The organism is Labrenzia sp. THAF187b, assembly GCF_009363375.1.
In the GTDB taxonomy this organism is placed as follows: domain Bacteria; phylum Pseudomonadota; class Alphaproteobacteria; order Rhizobiales; family Stappiaceae; genus Roseibium; species Roseibium algicola.
Map to the genome: position 1 here is coordinate 3,935,813 of NZ_CP045344.1, position 18,610 is coordinate 3,954,422.

Genomic DNA, 18,610 nt, shown 5'->3' on the forward strand with positions numbered 1-18,610 from the left:
ATTGCAACAGGCCGACAGGATCTCTTCATGCCGAGTAACAGCGCCGGATCGCCGGCAACTCTGGACTTTCTGCGACAGCGGCGCTCTCACCCCTCCGTTACCATGTCAGCCCCGGGGCCGAGCGAAGATCAGATCAACGACATTCTGACCATTGCAGCGCGCGTGCCCGACCATGGCAAGCTGGCACCCTGGCGTTTCGTTCTCTACAGGCCGGAACAGGGACGCACGATCGGTGCCTGGCTGGCGGACCGGTATGAAGCACTCAACGGTCCGCTCGATGGCGAGCAGCGCCAGAAGGAACTGACCCGCTTCACCCGTGCACCATTGGTGATCGGTGTTCTCAGCCAGGCGGCCGAGCATCCAAAAATTCCGGTCTGGGAACAGGAGCTTTCCGCCGGCGCCGTCTGCATGAACCTGCTGACAGCCGCGGCTGCATCAGGTTTCGCGTCACAGTGGTTGTCCGAATGGTTTGCCTTCGATGAAGATGCTGCCCGTTACCTTGGCGCGCGCGACGGAGAGCGGTTTGCGGGGTTCGTACATATCGGAACTCCGACACAGCCACCTTTCGAGCGTCCGCGCCCCGACCTTGCCGATATTGTATCCACCTGGACAGAGACCGACTGACCCATGTTCTACGAAACGGAAAAAAACGACCACGGCCTGCCGCATAACCCGTTCAAGGCTATTGTCGCACCCCGGCCCATTGGCTGGATCTCCACACTCGACAAGGACGGCAAGGCCAACCTTGCGCCCTACAGTTTCTTCAACGCGGTCTGCGATACACCGCCGATCGTGATGTTCTCTTCCACCGGCTACAAGGACAGCGTCTCCAACATCGACGCGACAGGGGAGTTCGTCTGCAACATGGCGAACCTCGGCCTCAAGGACGAGATGAACCAGACCTCCGCCTCCGTTGCACATGAGATCTCCGAGTTCGATCTGGCCGGATTGGAGATGGCTGCCTCAAGGCTGGTGAAAGCGCCTCGCGTTGCAAAGGCCATCACCGCGCTGGAGTGCAAGCACCTTCAAACCCTGCGATTGAAGACGCTGACAGGAGACGACACTGACAGCTACGTCGTTTTCGGTCAGGTTGTCGGTGTCCACATCGATGAAAGTGTTATTGTCGACGGGAAGGTGGATGTAACGCTCTACAAGCCGCTATCCCGGCTTGGCTACATGGACTACGCCGTGGTGAACGAGGTGTTCCAGATGGGCCGGCCCAAAGTTTAACGATTATCCGAACGATTATGACCGATAAGGGCGCCGGCAAAGTCGGCGCCCTTTTATTGTGACTTGCCGACTCATGGAAAACGGCGTTATTCGAATGTAGTAGTCGATGTTTTTCCTGGTGCGTTTTTCCAAAGGAAATGGCCGGTAGCCTCTTGTATGTCCACATAACCGGCTTTCGACATAAGTAGTTCTGACCAGGCACAAAAGAAAAAAGACTCGCCTGTAGTTGCTTAGATCCCCACCTGTGTGTTGTTAAGGTTTTGTTAACCTTTTGGGCGTGAAAGTTAACGCTGAAAGTTAACGAAGTGATAATTTGGTTCCGTCGAGGAGACAGGGTCATGCGAGTTGCTGACACCGCCTCGATCGCGTCTAGGATCGAGCTTGCGTTTCAGTCTGCGAGTACTTCAACGGGTACGTCATTCGACTACCTGGTGAAGACAGCTGCGCGGGAATCGTCATTCAACCCAACGGCAAAGGCCAGAACATCCAGCGCCACCGGGTTGTTCCAATTCATTGAATCCACCTGGCTGGAGACAATGAAGGAAGCTGGTCCAAAACACGGTCTTGAAAAATACTCCGATCAGATTCAACGCTCCAAGAGCGGAAAGTTCTATGTAAGCGACCCGCAAATGCGACGGGAGATTCTCGACCTTCGGAAGGATCCGGAAATCTCGTCCATGATGGCAGGGGCGCTCACACAGAAGAATTCCCAGTACCTGGAACGCAGAATCGGGCGCGAACCGAGCGACGGCGAGCTCTATATGGCTCATTTTCTTGGTGCCAATGGCGCAAGCAGGTTGATTGATGCCGCCGGTGCCAGCCCGGACATGCGAGCCGACAAGGTTTTTTCCGCTCAGGCACGCGCCAACAAACCGATCTTCTATCATTCGAACGGCAAGGCTCGCTCGATGCAGGAGGTTTACGAGGTTATCGTTTCCAAGCACGATGCCGTCACGATGATTGCGCAGGCCAGCACCAACAAGGACCTGCGGACGTCGGGAGAACTCACGCAGGTCGCGACGCTGCCGAATGCAAAGCCTGCGGACGGGGCTGCGACAATCAACCAGAAATCCTTCGATCATCTGGCAGGAGACCCGGCAGCCGCCTTCGCAATGCGGACGAAACCCGCCGGCCCGGGCCAGATCGCGAGAGCTGACAACACAGGCCCTCAATTGCCTCAGGGCGAACTGTTTCAATTGGCAAAGACGGATGTGCCGCTGCCTGAGCGCACGTCAGGGCAGGGGGCAACCACAACGGCAAGCGCAGCTTTCCTGGAAGAAAGCGTCGGGTCTGTGACCCCGGACCGTCCGATGCCGCAAAATACCCGCGAAGCAGCCGTTGACGGTGAGGATTTCGATGCAAGCAACAGGGTTCTGTCGGCCTTCCAGGCGACGGAAACAGCCAATCCTTTCGAGGCTCTGTTCCGCAATGACGCGGCTTCGAACCAGGCAGGCGTCAACCCGCGCTTTGCTTCGGCTTTCGCCGCTGTGGAAGAAGCTGCTCTTGTCAGCGCTCTGTCCGGAGCCTCCAATCAGGTGCAGGCACAGGAACTGGCGCTGGTTAATCAGGGCGGGCCGCTGGACCTGACGCGTTTCCTGCGCCTGAAGGCAGAAGAGGAACAAAAGGACCTGCTGCCACCGGCTTGAGCATGGGCAGTTGAAAGACCCGGCTGAAAGCCTGAAGCCTCATGTCCGCCACCATCGGGAAAGGCGGGCATTCGCCAGAGGACCTGGCAAAATTATGGTGAACCGATCGTTAAGCCTTTGATGTCAGACTCACACTCGACTCTTGGGAAGATTGTTTTACCGCCATGAACGCACATGACTTTCACCCTCTGAACGAAGTTGACGAGCGCACCTTGGATATACGGGCCGCGGAAGAATTCGCGGAACGTTATTTGGCAGCCGAACCAGGCAGCCAGGAACAGACCAGCATGGCTGCAGCCTTGACGATTCTTCTCGACGATCCCAGCCGCGCCGTCCGCAAGGCGATAGCGAGCCTGCTCGCGCCAAGCGCCTACGCTCCCGGTCACGTCGTCCGCTGCCTCGCAAGTGATGTCGACGAAGTGGCTTTGCCGGTTCTCAAGCACTCTCCCATATTGACGGATGTCGAACTGGTCGATCTTCTTGCCGAAGGCAGCGATGCCGTTCAATGCGCCATCGCTTCGCGCGAGGGACTGCCGGCTTCTGTCTGCGCCGCCATCTGTGAGGTCGGATGCGAGCAGGCCTGCAGACAGCTTTTGGTAAACAGAAGCGCCCGCATCCTGCAATCCTCCCTTCTGCGTATCGCGCAAAGATTCGAAGACCGGCCGGACCTCTGCGACCAGCTTCTGAAAACCCGGGACCTGCCGCTGATCACGCGCTATCAGTTGCTGATGCGGCTCGCGCAGAATCTGGATGATCATCCGATCGTGCTGGAGCGCGTTCCGGAAAACCAGCGTCATACTTTCCTGAGCGACGCGGAAGACAAGGTCGTGCTGCGGCTGGCTCTCGAAGCCGGTGCAGACGATCTGCCGGAATTCGTCGAGCATCTTCGTATCAATGGCAAGCTGACCACCCGGTTGCTGCTGCGCGCGGTCTGCTGTGGGCGCTTGCGGTTTTTCGCTGCCGCTCTTGCCAACCTTGGCCAGGTGCCGCTGCCGAGGCTGTGCAAGCTTCTGGTGACGGTTCGCCGGTCGGCGCTGCAGGCGATGCTCCGCAAGGCCGGTTTGCCTCTGCGGGCTCACCAGGCCTTTCTGCTGGCCATCGACATTGCCCGGCAGGCAGACGCCGACTTCACCTATGATCTGGCGTTGGACGAAGCCCGCATGCTAACGGAAACACTGCTTTCCGAAATGCAGGACGGCGCCTTGGGGGCGGACGAAGACGTGACCGCGTTCCTGCGCCGTTTCGCCATCGACGTTGCACGTCTCGAGGCCCGGCTATTGGTGAAGAACAGCGGCCTTCAGGTGACAGCCGCTGCTTGAGCTGCTGTCAGATTCCGTTTCAAAAGCTCGACCTTACCTCCAGAAACAAGTCGGCTGTGTGCCTGATTTGAGGTTGCGATTGCATGTCACTTGGCGACCGCAAGGGTGTGTAATGGTCGCAGTGATCTGCCGGTTGTTGAAATGAACCAGCCTTCTGGAAGATGCCGTCGGATTGGCGGGGCAAGCACCACTTGATTGTACTGTCTTAGTGGAGTTTGACTTCTCGTTCGATTTGGAGGGGGCTTCCTGCCGAACGGCGATGCACTTGCCGTTCTTCAATTCCTGATTTCGACCACATGTCAGCGGGCACACACGGCCTGTCGATTGTTTCAGGCGGTCTAGAATTGAAGGGTCCGGGTCGAGCGAGGCAAGATCGACACCTGCTTCGCGGCTGAAGATCCTCAAAGCTTGCCGGCTACGGTTGCCCCAATCACCATCAACACGACCAACCGAACACCCGAGACGGTTCAATTCGGTTTGCATTGCTGTGGCGAGTTCTTCAGGCGAGAGTGACCGGCTACTGGTTGAAGGTGTGACTGACGATGCGGGCGCGGTTGATACTGTTTCTTGCTGAGGCAGGGCAGAGACGGTTATCTCCTGCACAGGGGGCGTGCTGTTAGAGGCATCCGCAGCCTTGGCTGCCTGTGCCGCAGCGGCGGCAGTAGCTGCCGCTTCCGCCTGCTGTTGCAGTGACGATATATTCAGCCTTGCCAGCTTGGCGTAGATCCCGTCCGGATATTGCTCCAGATAGGTTTCATACATTTCCGGCCGGGTGGCGTTCTGAATTGATTGCCAGAAAGCGATTTCAGCGGAGGTGTCGGGCTTCGCGTTGCGGGCAGCTTCTGCCTCGCTGCGACTCTTGAGCTCATCGATCCGGATCTTGGCGATATCCGCGAACTGGCCCTCGGGATATCGGGTCAGGTAGGTTTCGAAGTAGGCAATAGATTCGCCGGATTTGATGGAATCCCAGTAGGCCAGTTCGATTTGCGGGTTGATCGCCGGCTTTTCCGGTTCGACGGGCTGCACCATCTCAAGCTGTTTGAGAATGACTTCGCCAGTCAGTGAAGAATTGTCCCAGGGAACCTGCTGGCCCTTGGTGGCTTCCAGAACGTCCCGGCGCACCATTACCAGGTCGCGGGTGATATCCTGACCGGGCGTGCCGAGATGCTTGATCAGGGCAGTTGTAAACGGGCTGTTCTCGCCATCGCCGTCAAGCGCGACATTGCCCGGCTGGGTGGCGAAGGACACCAGGGAGCCGACACCGGAGCCGATCTTTGCAAGGCCACGACCGACTGCGCTTGAGCGCGTCCCCATGGACCGGGCAAGGTTTTCCGTAAACGGGTTGTTCCGGCAAGCATCCAGAAAGACAAGGTTGACCTTCGTGCTCTGCTCCATGGCATTGAGTACGAGATTTGCGGGCAGGGCCTCGAAATCAAGGTCGAGATGGGTGCTGAGTTCGGCGTCGACCGGGACGAGATAATTCTCGCCGTTCACCTGGATGCCATGGCCAGCATAGAAGAACAGGGCAAGGTCTGCGTTATCGAGCTTCTTGATGAACTCGCGCACGGTCTGGCGCATGTCCCTCAAGCTCAGGTCGAGACCTGTGACAACATCGAATCCGAGGTCCGTCAGCTTGTCCGACATGCCCTTGGCATCATTGTAGGGGTTCTTCAGCTCCGCGACATTCGCGTAGCCGGAATTCCCTATTACGAGAGCTACTCTTCGTTCGGCATGTGCCGCGCTTGCGGCAAACACAAGAAGCAACAGGCATGCGATTATCTGCTTCACAGGCGGTTCTCCAAACCTACCAGCTCTCGGGAGCTGCCGTGCAAAACTATTCCGGTTACTCTGCTGTAGGGTACTCCGGCAGGCCGGGATCATAGTTCAGATCGCGGCTCGCCGGCACACTTCAACTTTGAACGTTCTTAAATCTGGTTTTACCGTGTGGCTAAATCCAGTTACAGCTCAATATCCAGCTGGCCTTTGAACCTTTGCAAGCGAGCTTCCTGCCGCACGGGTGTGTCAACGTCTGTCGTCCGACACCGGGCACTCTGCCGATGATCTTGTTGCCGTAAATAGTCGGGTTTTTCGGGCAACTGTCGGCGGTCTTGGACTTGGTGCTCGGCTTGGAACCGTTGCCGGAAGGTTCAGGCTTTCTGGTTGCGACACAGCGGCCGTTCTTCAGTTCCTGGTTCCGTCCACAGGTGAGCGGGCAAACGCGTCCGGTTGATTTCTTGAGCTGATCCAAAATGTCGGGGCTTGGGTTGAGTGAGGCAAGGTCGATGCCCGCTTCGCGTCCATAGGTCCTCAGTGCCCGACGGCTCTTGTTGCCCCAATCGCCATCAACCCTGCCAACCGAACAGCCGACGCGGTTGAGTTCAGTCTGCAGAGCCGTAGCCAGTTCTTCAGCGGAGAGCGTTGTGACTGGCGAAGGAATGACGCCTGCCGGTGTTTCGTCAGGTGTCAGCGCGGCAACGGTGATTTCCTCGTCGCGTTTGGTAGCGGTTCTTTCAGGCACCGGGTTGGGCGCGGCCGCTGAGGCCTGGGCCTTGCGGCGGACTTCTGCTTCGGCCTGGCGTTTGATCGATTCGATCTTCAACCGCGCAAGGTCGGCGTAGATCCCTTTTGGATACCGGGTAATGTAACTTTCGAACATCTCCGGCCGGGTCGAATTCTGGATTGTTTGCCAGTAGGTGATCTCAGCCGTTGCATCCGGCTTGTTCTGCCGGGCCTTGTCACGTTCGGCCTTTGCCCTGATTTCGTCGATACGGATCCGGGCGATGTCGGCAAACTGGCCTTCCGGGTAGCGAGACAGATAGGTCTCGAAGTAAGCGGTATTCTGCCCGGACTTGATCGAATCCCAGTAGGCCAGCTCGATCTGCGGGTTGATCGCTGGCTTTTCCGGTTCAATGGGCTCCACCATCTCAAGCTGTTTGAGGATCACTTCGCCAGTGAGCGAGGAATTGTCCCAGGGAACCTGCTGTCCCTTGGTGGCCTCCAGAACGTCCCTGCGAACCATGACGAGATCCCGGGTGATATCCTGTCCGGGCGTGCCGAGATGTTTTAGAAGGGCAGTCGTGAAGGGACTGTTCTTGCCGTCGCCATCAAGCGCGACGTTGCCAGGCTGGGTGGCAAACGAAATTAGAGAGCCAACCCCGGAGCCGATCTTGGCAAGGCCCCGGCCAACAGAACCGGAACGGGTGCCCATGGACCGGGCAAGGTTTTCAGCCAGCGGATTGTTCCGGCAAGCATCCAGAAACACCAGATTGACCTTGGTGGAATGCTCCATGGCATTGAGAACAAGGTTCGCCGGCATCGCCTCGAATTCAAGATCGACGTAGGAATTCAGCTCGGCGTCAATCGGCACCAGATAGTTCTCGCCACTTACCTGCAGGCCATGCCCTGCGTAGAAGAACAGGGCTATATCGGCACCTTCGAGCTTGGCGATGAATTCCCGCACTGTCTTTCGCATATCCCGAAGCGACAGGTTGGTACCGGTCACGACCTCGAAATCCAGACTGGTCAGTTTTTCGGCCATGCCTTTGGCGTCGTTGTCCGGATTGGTGAGCTGTGTGACATGTTCATAACCGGAATTACCGATCACGAGCGCGACACGGCGTTCGGCATGTGCCGCGCTTGCGGCAAACGCAAGAAGCAAAAGGGATACGAGGATCTGCTTCACAATCGATTCTCCAGAGCTACCTGATCTCGGGAGCAATCGGGCGAAAAACGGCTGCTCCCCCGAAGGGTAATCCGGCGATTCGGGATCGGAAATCTGATCGCGGGCTCACCAGAAAAATTCAACTTCAAACGTTCATAAATCAGACTTCAGCCGAACGGCTAAAGCCAGGTGCAGGTCTTTACCCAGCTGGCCCTAGAACCTCTGCATGCAAGCTTCCTGCCGCAGGGGTGTGTAAGGGTCTGGCGGCCGAGGCCATGAGATTTTCCAATTACCTTGTTTCCATAGGCAGACGGGTTTTTCGGGCAGCTGTCAGTTGTCTTCGTCTGCGTGCTTGGCTTGGGGCTGTTGCCGGAAGGTTCAGGCTTTCTGGTCGCGACACAGCGACCGTTCTTCAGTTCCTGGTTCCGTCCACAGGTCAGCGGGCAGACGCGTCCGGTCGATTTCTTGAGCTGTTCCAGGACCGAGGGATCCGGGTCTAGTGATGCCAAATCGATACCGGCTTCGCGGCCATAGGTTCTCAGTGCCTGACGGCTTCTGTTGCCCCAGTCGCCGTCAACACGGCCAACCGAACAGCCAACCCGGTTGAGTTCTGTCTGGAGAGCCGTTGCAAGCTCTTCAGGCGATAACAACGATACCGGGGATGTCGAGGTCGTTGACGGCGCCTGATCAGGCGTCAGGGCGGCAACGGTGATTTTGTCTGCAGGCTTGGACGTCGTTCTTTCAGGCGATGCATTCGCTGCTGCCGCAGCGATGGCTTGGGCTTCTGCCTCTGCCTGAGCCTTGCGGCGCGCATCCGCTTCCGCCTGGCTCTTGATAGACTGGATTTTCAGCTGGGCAAGGTCGACATAGATCCCGTTCGGGTATCTGCCGAGATAACTCTCGAACATCTCCGGGCGGTTCGAATTCTGGATTGTCTGCCAATAAGTGATTTCAGCCGTGGCATCCGGTTTCGCTTGCTCGGCCTTGTCGCTTTCTGCCTTTGCCTTGATCTCGTCCAGACGGATCCGGGCGATGTCGGCGAACTGGCCTTCCGGGTAGCGAGACAGATAGGTTTCGAAGTAGGCCGCATTCTGTCCCGACTTGATCGAGTCCCAATAGGTGAGTTCGATCTGCGGGTTGATCGCCGGCTTTTCCGGTTCGACGGGCTGCACCATCTCAAGCTGTTTGAGAATGACTTCGCCAGTCAGCGAAGAATTGTCCCAGGGAACCTGCTGGCCCTTGGTGGCTTCCAGAACGTCCCGGCGCACCATTACCAGGTCGCGGGTGATATCCTGACCGGGCGTGCCGAGATGCTTGATCAGGGCAGTTGTAAACGGGCTGTTCTCGCCGTCGCCGTCAAGCGCGACATTGCCCGGCTGGGTGGCGAAGGACACCAGGGAGCCGACACCGGAGCCGATCTTTGCAAGGCCACGACCGACTGCGCTTGAGCGCGTCCCCATGGACCGGGCAAGGTTTTCCGTAAACGGGTTGTTCCGGCAAGCATCCAGAAAGACAAGGTTGACCTTCGTGCTCTGCTCCATGGCATTGAGCACGAGATTGGCGGGCAGGGCCTCGAAATCAAGGTCGAGATGGGTGCTGAGTTCGGCGTCGACCGGGACGAGATAATTCTCGCCGTTCACCTGGATGCCATGGCCGGCATAGAAGAACAGGGCAAGGTCTGCGTTATCGAGCTTCTTGATGAACTCGCGCACGGTCTGGCGCATGTCCCTCAAGCTCAGGTCGAGACCAGTCACGACATCGAATCCGAGGTCCGTCAGCTTGTCCGACATGCCCTTGGCATCATTGTAGGGGTTCTTCAGCTCCGCGACATTCGCGTAGCCGGAATTCCCTATTACGAGAGCTACTCTTCGTTCGGCATGTGCGGAAGTCAAAGACAGCAATAAAAGAAAAAAGAAACAAAAAAAATGTTTCACGGCCATTCTCCATGAATAGCCCGAATGCTATGCGCGCTTGAAACCTGAGTCAACCAACTCTTTGACGTTGCGGCATAAACCTTGTTGGCAATTGGTCTACTGGTCCGTCAGACGTCATCAGGTTTCGGCGGAAATTGCGCCAGATATTCTTCCGTCACGCCTTGCAGGGTTTTCAGAAGTTCGACGCCGGTCTTGTTCGCTTCGTCCTTTGCACCTTCGGCGACCATTGCGCGAATGGCTTCGACGTAGCGTTCGACGAGGGACAGGGGCAACTTGTCGGGAGACGGCACGGTTTCGATCAGGTGACAGAAGCTGGCGGCGACTTCGCCAACCAATGGAAAGCCAAGTGTCAGGGCCTGTCCCTTGATGTTGTGTGCAGCCTGAAACAGGGCGGCGAGGGTGTCGTCGTTCAATCCCTCTGCGCGAACAGCTTCCCAGGCGTGAAGCAGGGTCGCGCTCTCGTTGTTCATCCAGGTTCCGAAATGGGAGGACAAGCGTTCGAGTGCTGCTTCAGCCGCCTTGACCGGATCGAATTTCTTGGCCTCGCGGGGCGTCAGTTCCCGCACCTTGCTGCGCAGGTCCGATGGCGGGGACAAGATTTCATATTCCTGGTCCTTGGCAGTGTCGGCCATGACGGCAAATGTCCTCGTTATCCTCGCTCGGTCCGGACTACAGAACACCTCGGTGGCAAAGCCTTCGGGCATTCGGCCGGAGCCTGTGGCTGGCAGTATCGGCAATCATACTTAACAGGGTGTTTCCGCCAGGATGTTTCGAAACTAATAGCGGAACATTTCAGTGAGGATGCGTTCGTCCCAACCGTGATCGGAATCAAACATGATCACGCCTTCCGCTTCGGCCGCCTCCCGGACTGCAACATGGGTGACGTGACGGATTTCAGTGTGGTCGGCTGACGCGCTGACAGGGCGTTTGCCGGGATCCAGTATCTCGATATCTACCTTTGCGCCGTTCGGCAGGATCGCGCCGCGCCAGCGCCGTGGCCGGAAGGCGCTGATGGGGGTCAGCGCGAGCAGCTGTGCGGTGATTGGCAGGATCGGGCCATGCGCAGATAGATTGTAGGCAGTGCTCCCCGCCGGTGTCGCGACAATGATGCCGTCGCACACAAGTTCTTCCAGCCGGACGCGTCCATCGACGGAGATGCGCAAACGGGCGGCCTGCGATGTCTGGCGCAGGAGTGACACCTCGTTGATGGCAAGGGCGTGATGGATGCCTTCGGAGGTCGTGGCCGTCATTTCCAAAGGCCGGATCGTCGTGATGTCGGCCAGCGCTAGCCGGTCCTTCAGGTCGTTTTCCCGGTATTCGTTCATCAGGAAGCCGACCGAACCACGGTTCATGCCGTAAATCGGTTTGTTGCTGCCCATGTGCTTGTGAAGGGTCTGCAGCATCAGGCCATCGCCGCCGAGAGCCACAATGACATCGGCTTCTGCCACCGGAACATTGCCGTAGCGGGCAGACAGGTCTTCCTGAGCCTTGAGTGCTTCCTCCGTGTCGCTGGCGACAAAGGCGAGCTTGTCGGTGGAAACCGGCCGGAAGTGTTCGGCACTGGAAGGAGGCGCAGATTGGTACATGAGCCAAGGGGTCTTTGCGTCTGGCAGTCTGCCGGCCAAAAAGCTGCACGCGTTGCGAAGCAGCTCCCGGCCGAATTCAGGGAATAGCACCATAACCGGGCAACCGACGTTGGTGCAGAGAAAATTTGTCTTTCGGTTCAGATTATGCTTGTCGGCTGAATTGTCGTCAGTTGTCCGTATCAAGCGATGACCGGAGAGGTGGGGCTGCCGGAGCACTGTCATCGCTGCAGGTCGGGTTGGCCATAAGGTCCTGCCATTCCAGGAAAGGCACGATGGCTGAGCGGACGGCGTCAATCTTGGCAGACATGATGCCGGCAACACGGAGCCCGTTCGGCGTTTCCACCAGGAGCGGGCCGCCCGATGCGCCGGCTTCCGAGGCGCAATCCGTGACCCAGCTGTCCCCGGCTGTTCCCATGACCCTGCACGCGGGCACGACGGTTGGCAGAAACCGGCGGCTGCGGCGGTAACCTGCGGATTGAAACCGTGTGTCCTTGGTCAGAACTGTTGCCTCATCCAGCGAAAGCACCGGAACGGGCGGTAATGTGCTGGGTTCCTTCAGCAAAATGATGCCGACATCCTTGTGTACGTCCCGTAACCTCGGTTTCTGCTGTGGCTCGTATCCTGCAGCGGTGATGGTGCAGGCAGCTTCCAGGCGGGCGGAGTATTCGTCCCGCCGAACACCGGCCATGAACAGAAGGTCTCCGATCGGAAAGGGCCTGCGGGTCGTCTTGTTGTAGAGGCAATGGGCGGCTGTGAGCACGATATCGGGTGCGATCAAGGTGCCGGTACACATGGTGGTCGACCTGAAGCCGGCAACGTTTACCCGTCCAATGGACGGCCAGGGGGGATCGATCGAGTCGATGACCTTGAGCTCGATTGGGGCCGCGGACACCTGCTGGTGCGAAAGCAGGGCGACGAGAGCAAGGCCCATGGTCCGGAGAACACTCCGTCCAGTCCCGGTGAAAAGCCGATGTTCCCGCAAAGTCTGACGCATTCTTCAGAGCCCCAATGGAGGGTTCATTCTGTCGTTCGACGCTTAACGTGACGCTAAGTGGACCTGCGAAAGTCCGGGCTATTCCTGATAGTAGTCCCAGACCAGGGTGCGGGCCAGGGTCTCGTCGTTGTGGCGCATCCGGGTTGCCACAAGGGCATCAAGGTTGGCGATCACCAGGTCCGGGTGACTGGCCGCCTCGTTGACCGGCGCGGTGGACGTGCAGGCGGCCTTCATCAGAATGTTCGGCATTCCGGAGAAATGCACGAACTGCCATTCCGGCCCGAGGCGGCAAAGTGCTGCGGAGGATCCTTCATGGGCAGATGCCGGGAACTTCTCCGGCCATTTCTTCAGAAATTGCCGGTAATCGAACTCCCAGAGAGCAGCATCTCGCCAGGACAGAGGCGTTTGTCCGCTGAGGTACGGCAGCAGGCTGGCTCCGTCCGGGGCATGCTCGGGTTCGATATCCAGCAGATCCAGGAGTGTCGGGAAGATATCGGTCGAGGAGGTAAAGGCGGAAACCCGGTTCGCTGCGCTGCCACCCGGTGCCCGTATCATGAGGGGAATGTGGTAGCTCTCACGGTAGAACCCGCTTTTGCCGAGCATCCAGTGATCGCCCATCATCTCAGCATGATCGGACGTGAAAATAACCAACGTGTTTTCGAGTGGTTCCAGCGCTTCGAAGATCCGGCCGAGCTGTGCGTCAACTTCGGTAATCATGCCGTAATAAAGTGCTCGCAACCGCCTGAGATCGCGCTCTGTCAGATCACGCACGAAGTCAGTGGTCCCCGGTAGATGGGAGGCCAGCTGCTGATAATCCTGCAGGGCTTCCATGAAGGGGTGAAACCCAGCTTCCTCCGCCGCAGTTGGTGCCCCGGAGAAACCCGGCCCGTCATCGGGATGGTAGAGGGTGTTATAGGGCGCAGGAGCGGCAATCGGCGGATGCGGTCGCAGGAAGGAAACATGCGCCATCCATGGCCGGTCTTCATCCTGTTCTCCAAGCCAGGTGAGGAAGGCATCCGTCATGAAGGCTGTCTGGGTTTCGTCCTTTGAATACCTGGCCGCCTTGAGGCTGACTTTTTCACCTTCTTCTGGTTCCACGTGATGGATGGTAGGCAAACCTGCGGGATCGTGGCCGCGTGAGACCATCCAGGAAAGCCACTGCTTTTCGTCCTCGGCAAGCGGCTGGCGTACCCAGAAGCCGGGCAGAACACCTTCATAGGAAGTCAGGACGGGGTCGTTCGGGTGATGCAGGCGAGGATCGGGCGAGGTATCGGTGTAGCCGAACAACGTTGGCGTATAACCGGCCCGGCGGGCAGCACGGGCAATATTGTCGAACCGGTCATCGAGTGGCGCGCCGTTCCACACGACCCGGTGATTCATCTGGTAGAGCCCGGTATAGAGCGAGGCCCGTGCGGGAGAGCACGGAGCAGTTGCCGCAAAATGCTGTTCGAAAACCGTCGCCGTTTCGGCGAAGGCATCAAGGTTCGGCGTTCGGACAACAGGGTGTCCAACTGTGCCGAGACAATCGCCCCGCCACTGGTCAGCGGTGATCAGCAGGATATTGGGACGTGTCATTCCGCTTCCAGTTTCTCGATCAGGGCTGGCAGATCCGCGACCGTATCAATCACGTAGTCGGCACCGGCTTTTTTCAGCTCTACCGTTGCATGCTGGCGCAGGGCGTCAACCTGATCTTCCGAAAGTGCAGCGAGTTCCTCCGGTGTCTTGCCGGCATAGTTGCCCGACAGCGCAAGACCCACAGTCAGGCAGCCGGCTGCAACACCCTCGGCAATGCCGGGTTCGGTGTCGTCCACCTTGATGACCGCGCTCGGCGGATAGGCCACCAGATCGACGAAGCACTGATACATGCCGAGCGGTCCGGGACGGCCTTCCGGCAGGTCGTCGGCACAGATGAGATTGTCCGGCTCATAACCCTGTTCGGCGGCTTTCGGCAGCACGCGTTCCATGATCGAGCGGGTATAGCCGGTGGTTGAGCCGATTTTCATGCCCTTGGCGCGAAGCTGTCTGACAACCTCGGCAGCACCTGGAACGAGATCGGAGAAATCGGCGACGACTTCCTCGTTCATTGGAACGAAAATCTTGTAGACCTTGTCCACATCGGCATCAGTTGGTGCGTGGCCGTATTTGGCGATCCATTGGGCGCAGATGTCCGGGTCATCCATCATGGAGCGGATGTGGTCCCACTTCGGTTTGCCCATCGGGCCGCGTGCCTGGTCGATGGTTGCGGTAATGCCGAAGGTCTCGAAGGCCTTTACAAAGACACCCATCGGGGCAAAGGAACCGAAGTCGATCATGGTACCGGCCCAGTCGAAGACCACGGCTTTGAATTTGCTCATCTTGTTTCCTCACGCATAGAGATCGGCAATGGTTTCCTCGCCGATGGCGAAGGCGGTGGAGGCACCGCAGCCGGCGGTGACGACGACAATGCGGGTGCTATCGTCCGGCGCATCGGTGAAGCGCCAGCGGTCCGGGGCAGAGGCGTAGGTGCCGATCCAGGTTTCAGAGATGTCATAGGGGCCAAGATCGAGGATCGTCTCCATCTCGCCCAGGATCAGGTCGTTCACGGTCTTGTCGATGAACGGATCGGGTGTCGCGCTGTAATGATGGCTGTCGCCGACAACGAGACTGCCGTCTTCGGACTGGACAACGATCAGGTGAATGCCGTTTTCCCGGTGATCAGCCATCTCCCGATCCAGCCGGGCTTTCAAGGGCTCTGCTTCGGGGAGTTCGGCATAGCCAAGATATCGCGCCAGGCCGAGGTCAGACATGACTGCGGTGCCAAGGTCGATACGATTGCGAGGGGCGACGCGCAACATCTGCAGTTTGCAGCGCGTGACTTCGTAAGTGGCGATCCGGTCAGAAAAAAGTGTCGTGCCATCGTCGCCGGGGCAGATGATCACGGTCTCCGCGTGCACCATCCCGCGCGAGGTTTGAAGCTTCGGTGCCTCGACAGAATTGACGCTTGTCTGCCAGAGGAAGTCGACGGCAAGGGCTTCTTTCAGCCAATTGGCGATCCGGGGCAGGGCATCTTTCGATTCCACGCGCACTTCAAGCGGTGAATAGAGCGCGCAGGTGATTTTCTCCTGTCGCAAACAGGGAACCTTTTGGGCGGCCTCAGCGGGCGTCAGGCGCTGACACTCCGCACCCATTTCTGTCTGCAGAAACGCGTCGATAACAGCTTCGGACTCCGGGAGCCTTGCGGTCATGGTCAGACCTTCGTGCAGCAGCGGTATGCGGGCGGCTTCCGCAACTTCTGCCCACACCTGTCGGCTGCGCGACGCTTTTTGCCAGCAGTCGCCTGCCTGTTGGCCGGTGACGGTCACAAAGCCGAAGTTGCGAATCGATGCGCCATTTGCCTGGCTGTCGCGATCAATGACGACAACTTTCTTGCCGCGCCTGACTGCTGCTAGGGCGTGCGCAAGCCCAACGATCCCGGCACCGACGATCGCAAGGTCATAAGATCTCTGTTTCATTCTGGTGGTCTCTGGAATTGTGCTGGAGCCGTTCAAAGTCAGTATCACGCTTTTGTCGTGGGCGATGAAATCGACTCTGGTGCAGTGGTTTTGAAAACGTCAGGCGCCAGTAATCACGGAACTGTCTTTCGGTCTATCAAAGATCAGAATGTATAGGTTTTAATTATCAAATGACGGGTGACTTCTATTTGTCATGAAACGGGCAACCCGGCTCGAAATGCCTCTATGGCGGCCACTGTACCCATGTCTTTTTGCCAGACTGCAAAGTGGTTTGCGGTGAGGTTCGCGTCTTCGATCCTGACACCGACACAACCGTCGCGCTCGGTGATTTCCGCTTCCAGCGCGACACCGATACCCGAGCCGGATCTGACCAGCGTTGCGATTGACCCCCACGAGCCAAGAGCGAGTGCGGTCTTGGGTCTTGTCCCGGCAAGCGTGGCAGCGGCTTCGAACAGTCTGCGGGTGCCGGAACTTCCTTCGCGTTGGAGGAGGGGGAGCTCGGCGACGTCTTTCCAGGAGGCGCTCTCCTTTTTCGCCAGCGGGTGATCGGGAGGAGCCGCCAGGACAATGCGTGTCTTCAGGATCAATTCGCCTTCGAGGCCTGCCGGAATTTCGCGCCCGGTAATGAACCCGATATCGAGAGAGCCTGTTTCGATCAGGTTGATGATGTCCTGGCTTGCAAGGGCGCGGGCCTCGATGGAGATGGTTGGGTGTTTCGCCATGAAGGCCGAGATGATCGGGATGGCAAGCTGGTAGGTTGAATAGCCAATCCTGAGTTCACCAGCCGCCAGGGCGCGGTGGTGAGACAGTTCGGTTTCCAGATCACCTGCCAATGCCAGCAACGCCCTGATGCGGGGCAATAGAGCGACCAGAACCGGGGTCGCGGAAACGGAATATCCGGACTTTACCAGCAGTTTTGTCTTGAAGCGGCTTTCCAGACCTTGAATGTGATTGGAGATGGAGGGTTGGGAGACGCCGATTTCCTTCGCCGCATCTGTGAAGCTTCCGGTGCGCACCACAGCTTCCAACGCTCGCAGCTGCGCCAGACTGAGGTTTCCTGTGGTGCGGGCCTGTTCCCTTTTCACCGGGCTTCAGGCCGTCAAATTGGCGACGGGAGCGCGGCAGATACCTGTCTGTTCCAGGTGGTGAGCGACACGAAGCGCCAAATCCTCGCGCCAGGCAGGGGCGATCACCTGAACACCGATCGGCAATGTCGCCCCTTCCTGCCAGACCGGTACCGTTACCGCGGGAAGGCCGATGAAGGAGATTGGCTGGGTAAACAGGCCGATGTTGGGCCGGGCCGGCATGGTCTCGCCGCCGATCGTGAAAGTCTTGGTACCTGACGGCAGGGCCGGGAAGGGGGGCGCCGGGGCCAGAAGAACGTCGACGTTTTCGAAAATCTTGCGGAAGAGGTCGCGAAACCAGCTCCGGAAGCGCTGAGCCTGCTGGACCCAGATTGCGGGTACCATGGCTCCCGCCAGGAAGCGGTCACGCGTTTCCGGGTCAAAGTCCTGCGGCCGTTCCAGGATACGGCCGAGATGCAGGGTAGAGCCTTCGGCCGCCGTAATGACATAGGCCGCGGCGCGGGCCCGTGCGGCTTCCGGAATGTCAATCTCAAGGCTTGCCCCAAGCGCCTTGGCGACAAGGTCTACTGCATTCAGGGCATCCGGCAGGGCCTTGTCGCGGAAATAGCCACCTGCAACGGCAATGCGCAGCGGGCCGATATCTTCCTGCAGCCGGTTATGGGTCTCGATTTCCGGATGGTTTGCCTGGGCCGGGTCCGCGGGGTCGTGGCCCTGCAGGACGTCAAAGATCAGGGCAAGATCTTCTGCCGAACGTGTCAGCGGACCGAGGTGATCGAGACTGCCGACAAAGGGATAGGTGCCGGCGCGGCTGAGGCGGCCATAGGTCGGCTTCAAGCCGAACAGGCCGCAGAACGAGGCCGGCACGCGGATGGAGCCATTGGTATCGGAGCCCATTGCCAGCGGCACCATGCCGGCAGCCGTTGCCGCGGCAGATCCGGAGGAAGAGCCCCCGGTCATGTGACCCGTATCATGAGGATTGCGGCAGATGCCGTCGTGCGCGCTCTCGCCGGTAAAATCATAGGCGTATTCGCCCATGTGGGTCGCGCCGACCAGAACGGCGCCAGCGTCCTTCAGCTTGCGGACCAAAGTCGCATCGGCAGAGGCGGGCGGGTTTTCGCGATTGATCTTCGCGCCGGCGCGGGTTGTCAGGCCTTCGACATCATACAGGTTCTTGACCGCATATGGCACACCGGCGAGTGGCAGTGTTCGGCCCTCTGCAATCGCGTCATCGACAGCGCGCGCTTCAAGAAGTGCACGCTCGACCAGGACGTCGGTAAAGGCGTTGACCGTTGGATTGAGACGTTCAATGGCCTCGAGAGATGCGTAGGCAACTTCCAGAGCCTTGATGTCGCCGCTGTTGACGGCCGTGGCTGTCTGAGCCGCAGAGCGGGTGTTCAGTTTGCTGTTATCCTGGCTCATGGAACAAAGACCGGTGCGGCTTCGGCGTGGTCTTCCAGCGGGAAATCCAGGACGGCTTCGGCAGCTTTCTCGATCGCGGCGATATGCATTTCCACAACAGGGCGCCAGTCTTCTTCGATCGTCAGCCCCAACATCTTTTCCATGTGGGCCACATGCGCCTTGGGCTCAAACGTGTCCGCCATCCCGCTTTCCTTCATCCTGAATTTTCCCGGTGCATCATTCAAAGGCTATGGGGTTCTGTCCAG

The 18,610-nt window shown here is 58.6% G+C and carries 16 protein-coding genes; 4 read left to right on the forward strand and 12 right to left on the reverse strand.

What is annotated here, in order from left to right:
- Positions 1-102 precede the first annotated feature (102 nt).
- From FIV03_RS18130 to FIV03_RS18145, 4 genes are all read left to right on the forward strand, one after another.
- Entirely contained in the window at positions 103-624 is a 522-nt protein-coding gene (locus FIV03_RS18130; RefSeq protein ID WP_286202311.1) for a nitroreductase, read from the forward strand.
- A gap of 3 nt (positions 625-627) precedes the next feature.
- On the forward strand, positions 628-1,230 hold the full coding sequence (locus tag FIV03_RS18135) for a flavin reductase family protein (RefSeq protein WP_152510526.1): 603 nt from the start codon (positions 628-630) through the stop codon (positions 1,228-1,230).
- 338 nt (positions 1,231-1,568) lie between these two features.
- Positions 1,569-2,876 (forward strand): transglycosylase SLT domain-containing protein, encoded by a 1,308-nt coding sequence (locus tag FIV03_RS18140; protein ID WP_152510527.1) that lies wholly within the window; start codon positions 1,569-1,571, stop codon positions 2,874-2,876.
- Between the two features lie 164 nt (positions 2,877-3,040).
- Positions 3,041-4,195: a DUF2336 domain-containing protein gene (locus tag FIV03_RS18145; protein WP_152510528.1), complete on the forward strand. Its 1,155-nt coding sequence runs from the start codon at positions 3,041-3,043 to the stop codon at positions 4,193-4,195.
- 33 nt (positions 4,196-4,228) lie between these two features.
- Here FIV03_RS18145 and FIV03_RS18150 read toward each other — a convergent pair whose 3' ends face one another.
- From FIV03_RS18150 to FIV03_RS18205, 12 genes are all read right to left on the reverse strand, one after another.
- Positions 4,229-5,983, reverse strand: coding sequence for a caspase family protein (locus FIV03_RS18150; RefSeq protein WP_152510529.1), 1,755 nt, complete (start codon positions 5,981-5,983; stop codon positions 4,229-4,231).
- A 160-nt stretch (positions 5,984-6,143) separates the two neighbouring features.
- Entirely contained in the window at positions 6,144-7,877 is a 1,734-nt protein-coding gene (locus FIV03_RS18155) for a caspase family protein (RefSeq protein WP_152510530.1), read from the reverse strand.
- A gap of 158 nt (positions 7,878-8,035) precedes the next feature.
- On the reverse strand, positions 8,036-9,790 hold the full coding sequence (locus FIV03_RS18160; protein ID WP_209009701.1) for a caspase domain-containing protein: 1,755 nt from the start codon (positions 9,788-9,790) through the stop codon (positions 8,036-8,038).
- Between the two features lie 107 nt (positions 9,791-9,897).
- Positions 9,898-10,422: an Hpt domain-containing protein gene (locus FIV03_RS18165; RefSeq protein ID WP_152510532.1), complete on the reverse strand. Its 525-nt coding sequence runs from the start codon at positions 10,420-10,422 to the stop codon at positions 9,898-9,900.
- A 144-nt stretch (positions 10,423-10,566) separates the two neighbouring features.
- Complete coding sequence (locus tag FIV03_RS18170) at positions 10,567-11,376, reverse strand: NAD kinase (protein ID WP_031269325.1); 810 nt, start codon at positions 11,374-11,376, stop codon at positions 10,567-10,569.
- A 166-nt stretch (positions 11,377-11,542) separates the two neighbouring features.
- The gene (locus tag FIV03_RS18175) at positions 11,543-12,307 is read right to left on the reverse strand and encodes a trypsin-like serine protease (protein ID WP_209009702.1); all 765 of its coding nucleotides are present in this window, start codon (positions 12,305-12,307) and stop codon (positions 11,543-11,545) included.
- Positions 12,308-12,448: 141 nt separating this feature from the next.
- On the reverse strand, positions 12,449-13,945 hold the full coding sequence (locus tag FIV03_RS18180; protein WP_152510534.1) for a sulfatase-like hydrolase/transferase: 1,497 nt from the start codon (positions 13,943-13,945) through the stop codon (positions 12,449-12,451).
- Complete coding sequence (gene phnX, locus FIV03_RS18185) at positions 13,942-14,724, reverse strand: phosphonoacetaldehyde hydrolase (protein ID WP_152510535.1); 783 nt, start codon at positions 14,722-14,724, stop codon at positions 13,942-13,944. Before phnX ends, FIV03_RS18180 begins: the two co-directional genes overlap by 4 nt.
- A gap of 9 nt (positions 14,725-14,733) precedes the next feature.
- The gene (locus FIV03_RS18190) at positions 14,734-15,861 is read right to left on the reverse strand and encodes a TIGR03364 family FAD-dependent oxidoreductase (RefSeq protein WP_152510536.1); all 1,128 of its coding nucleotides are present in this window, start codon (positions 15,859-15,861) and stop codon (positions 14,734-14,736) included.
- 191 nt (positions 15,862-16,052) lie between these two features.
- The gene (locus FIV03_RS18195) at positions 16,053-16,946 is read right to left on the reverse strand and encodes a LysR substrate-binding domain-containing protein (protein WP_152510537.1); all 894 of its coding nucleotides are present in this window, start codon (positions 16,944-16,946) and stop codon (positions 16,053-16,055) included.
- A gap of 6 nt (positions 16,947-16,952) precedes the next feature.
- Positions 16,953-18,365: an AtzE family amidohydrolase gene (locus FIV03_RS18200; RefSeq protein WP_152510538.1), complete on the reverse strand. Its 1,413-nt coding sequence runs from the start codon at positions 18,363-18,365 to the stop codon at positions 16,953-16,955.
- Complete coding sequence (locus FIV03_RS18205) at positions 18,362-18,547, reverse strand: DUF4089 domain-containing protein (RefSeq protein ID WP_200863770.1); 186 nt, start codon at positions 18,545-18,547, stop codon at positions 18,362-18,364. The genes FIV03_RS18200 and FIV03_RS18205 overlap by 4 nt, the downstream gene beginning before the upstream one ends.
- Positions 18,548-18,610 lie beyond the last annotated feature (63 nt).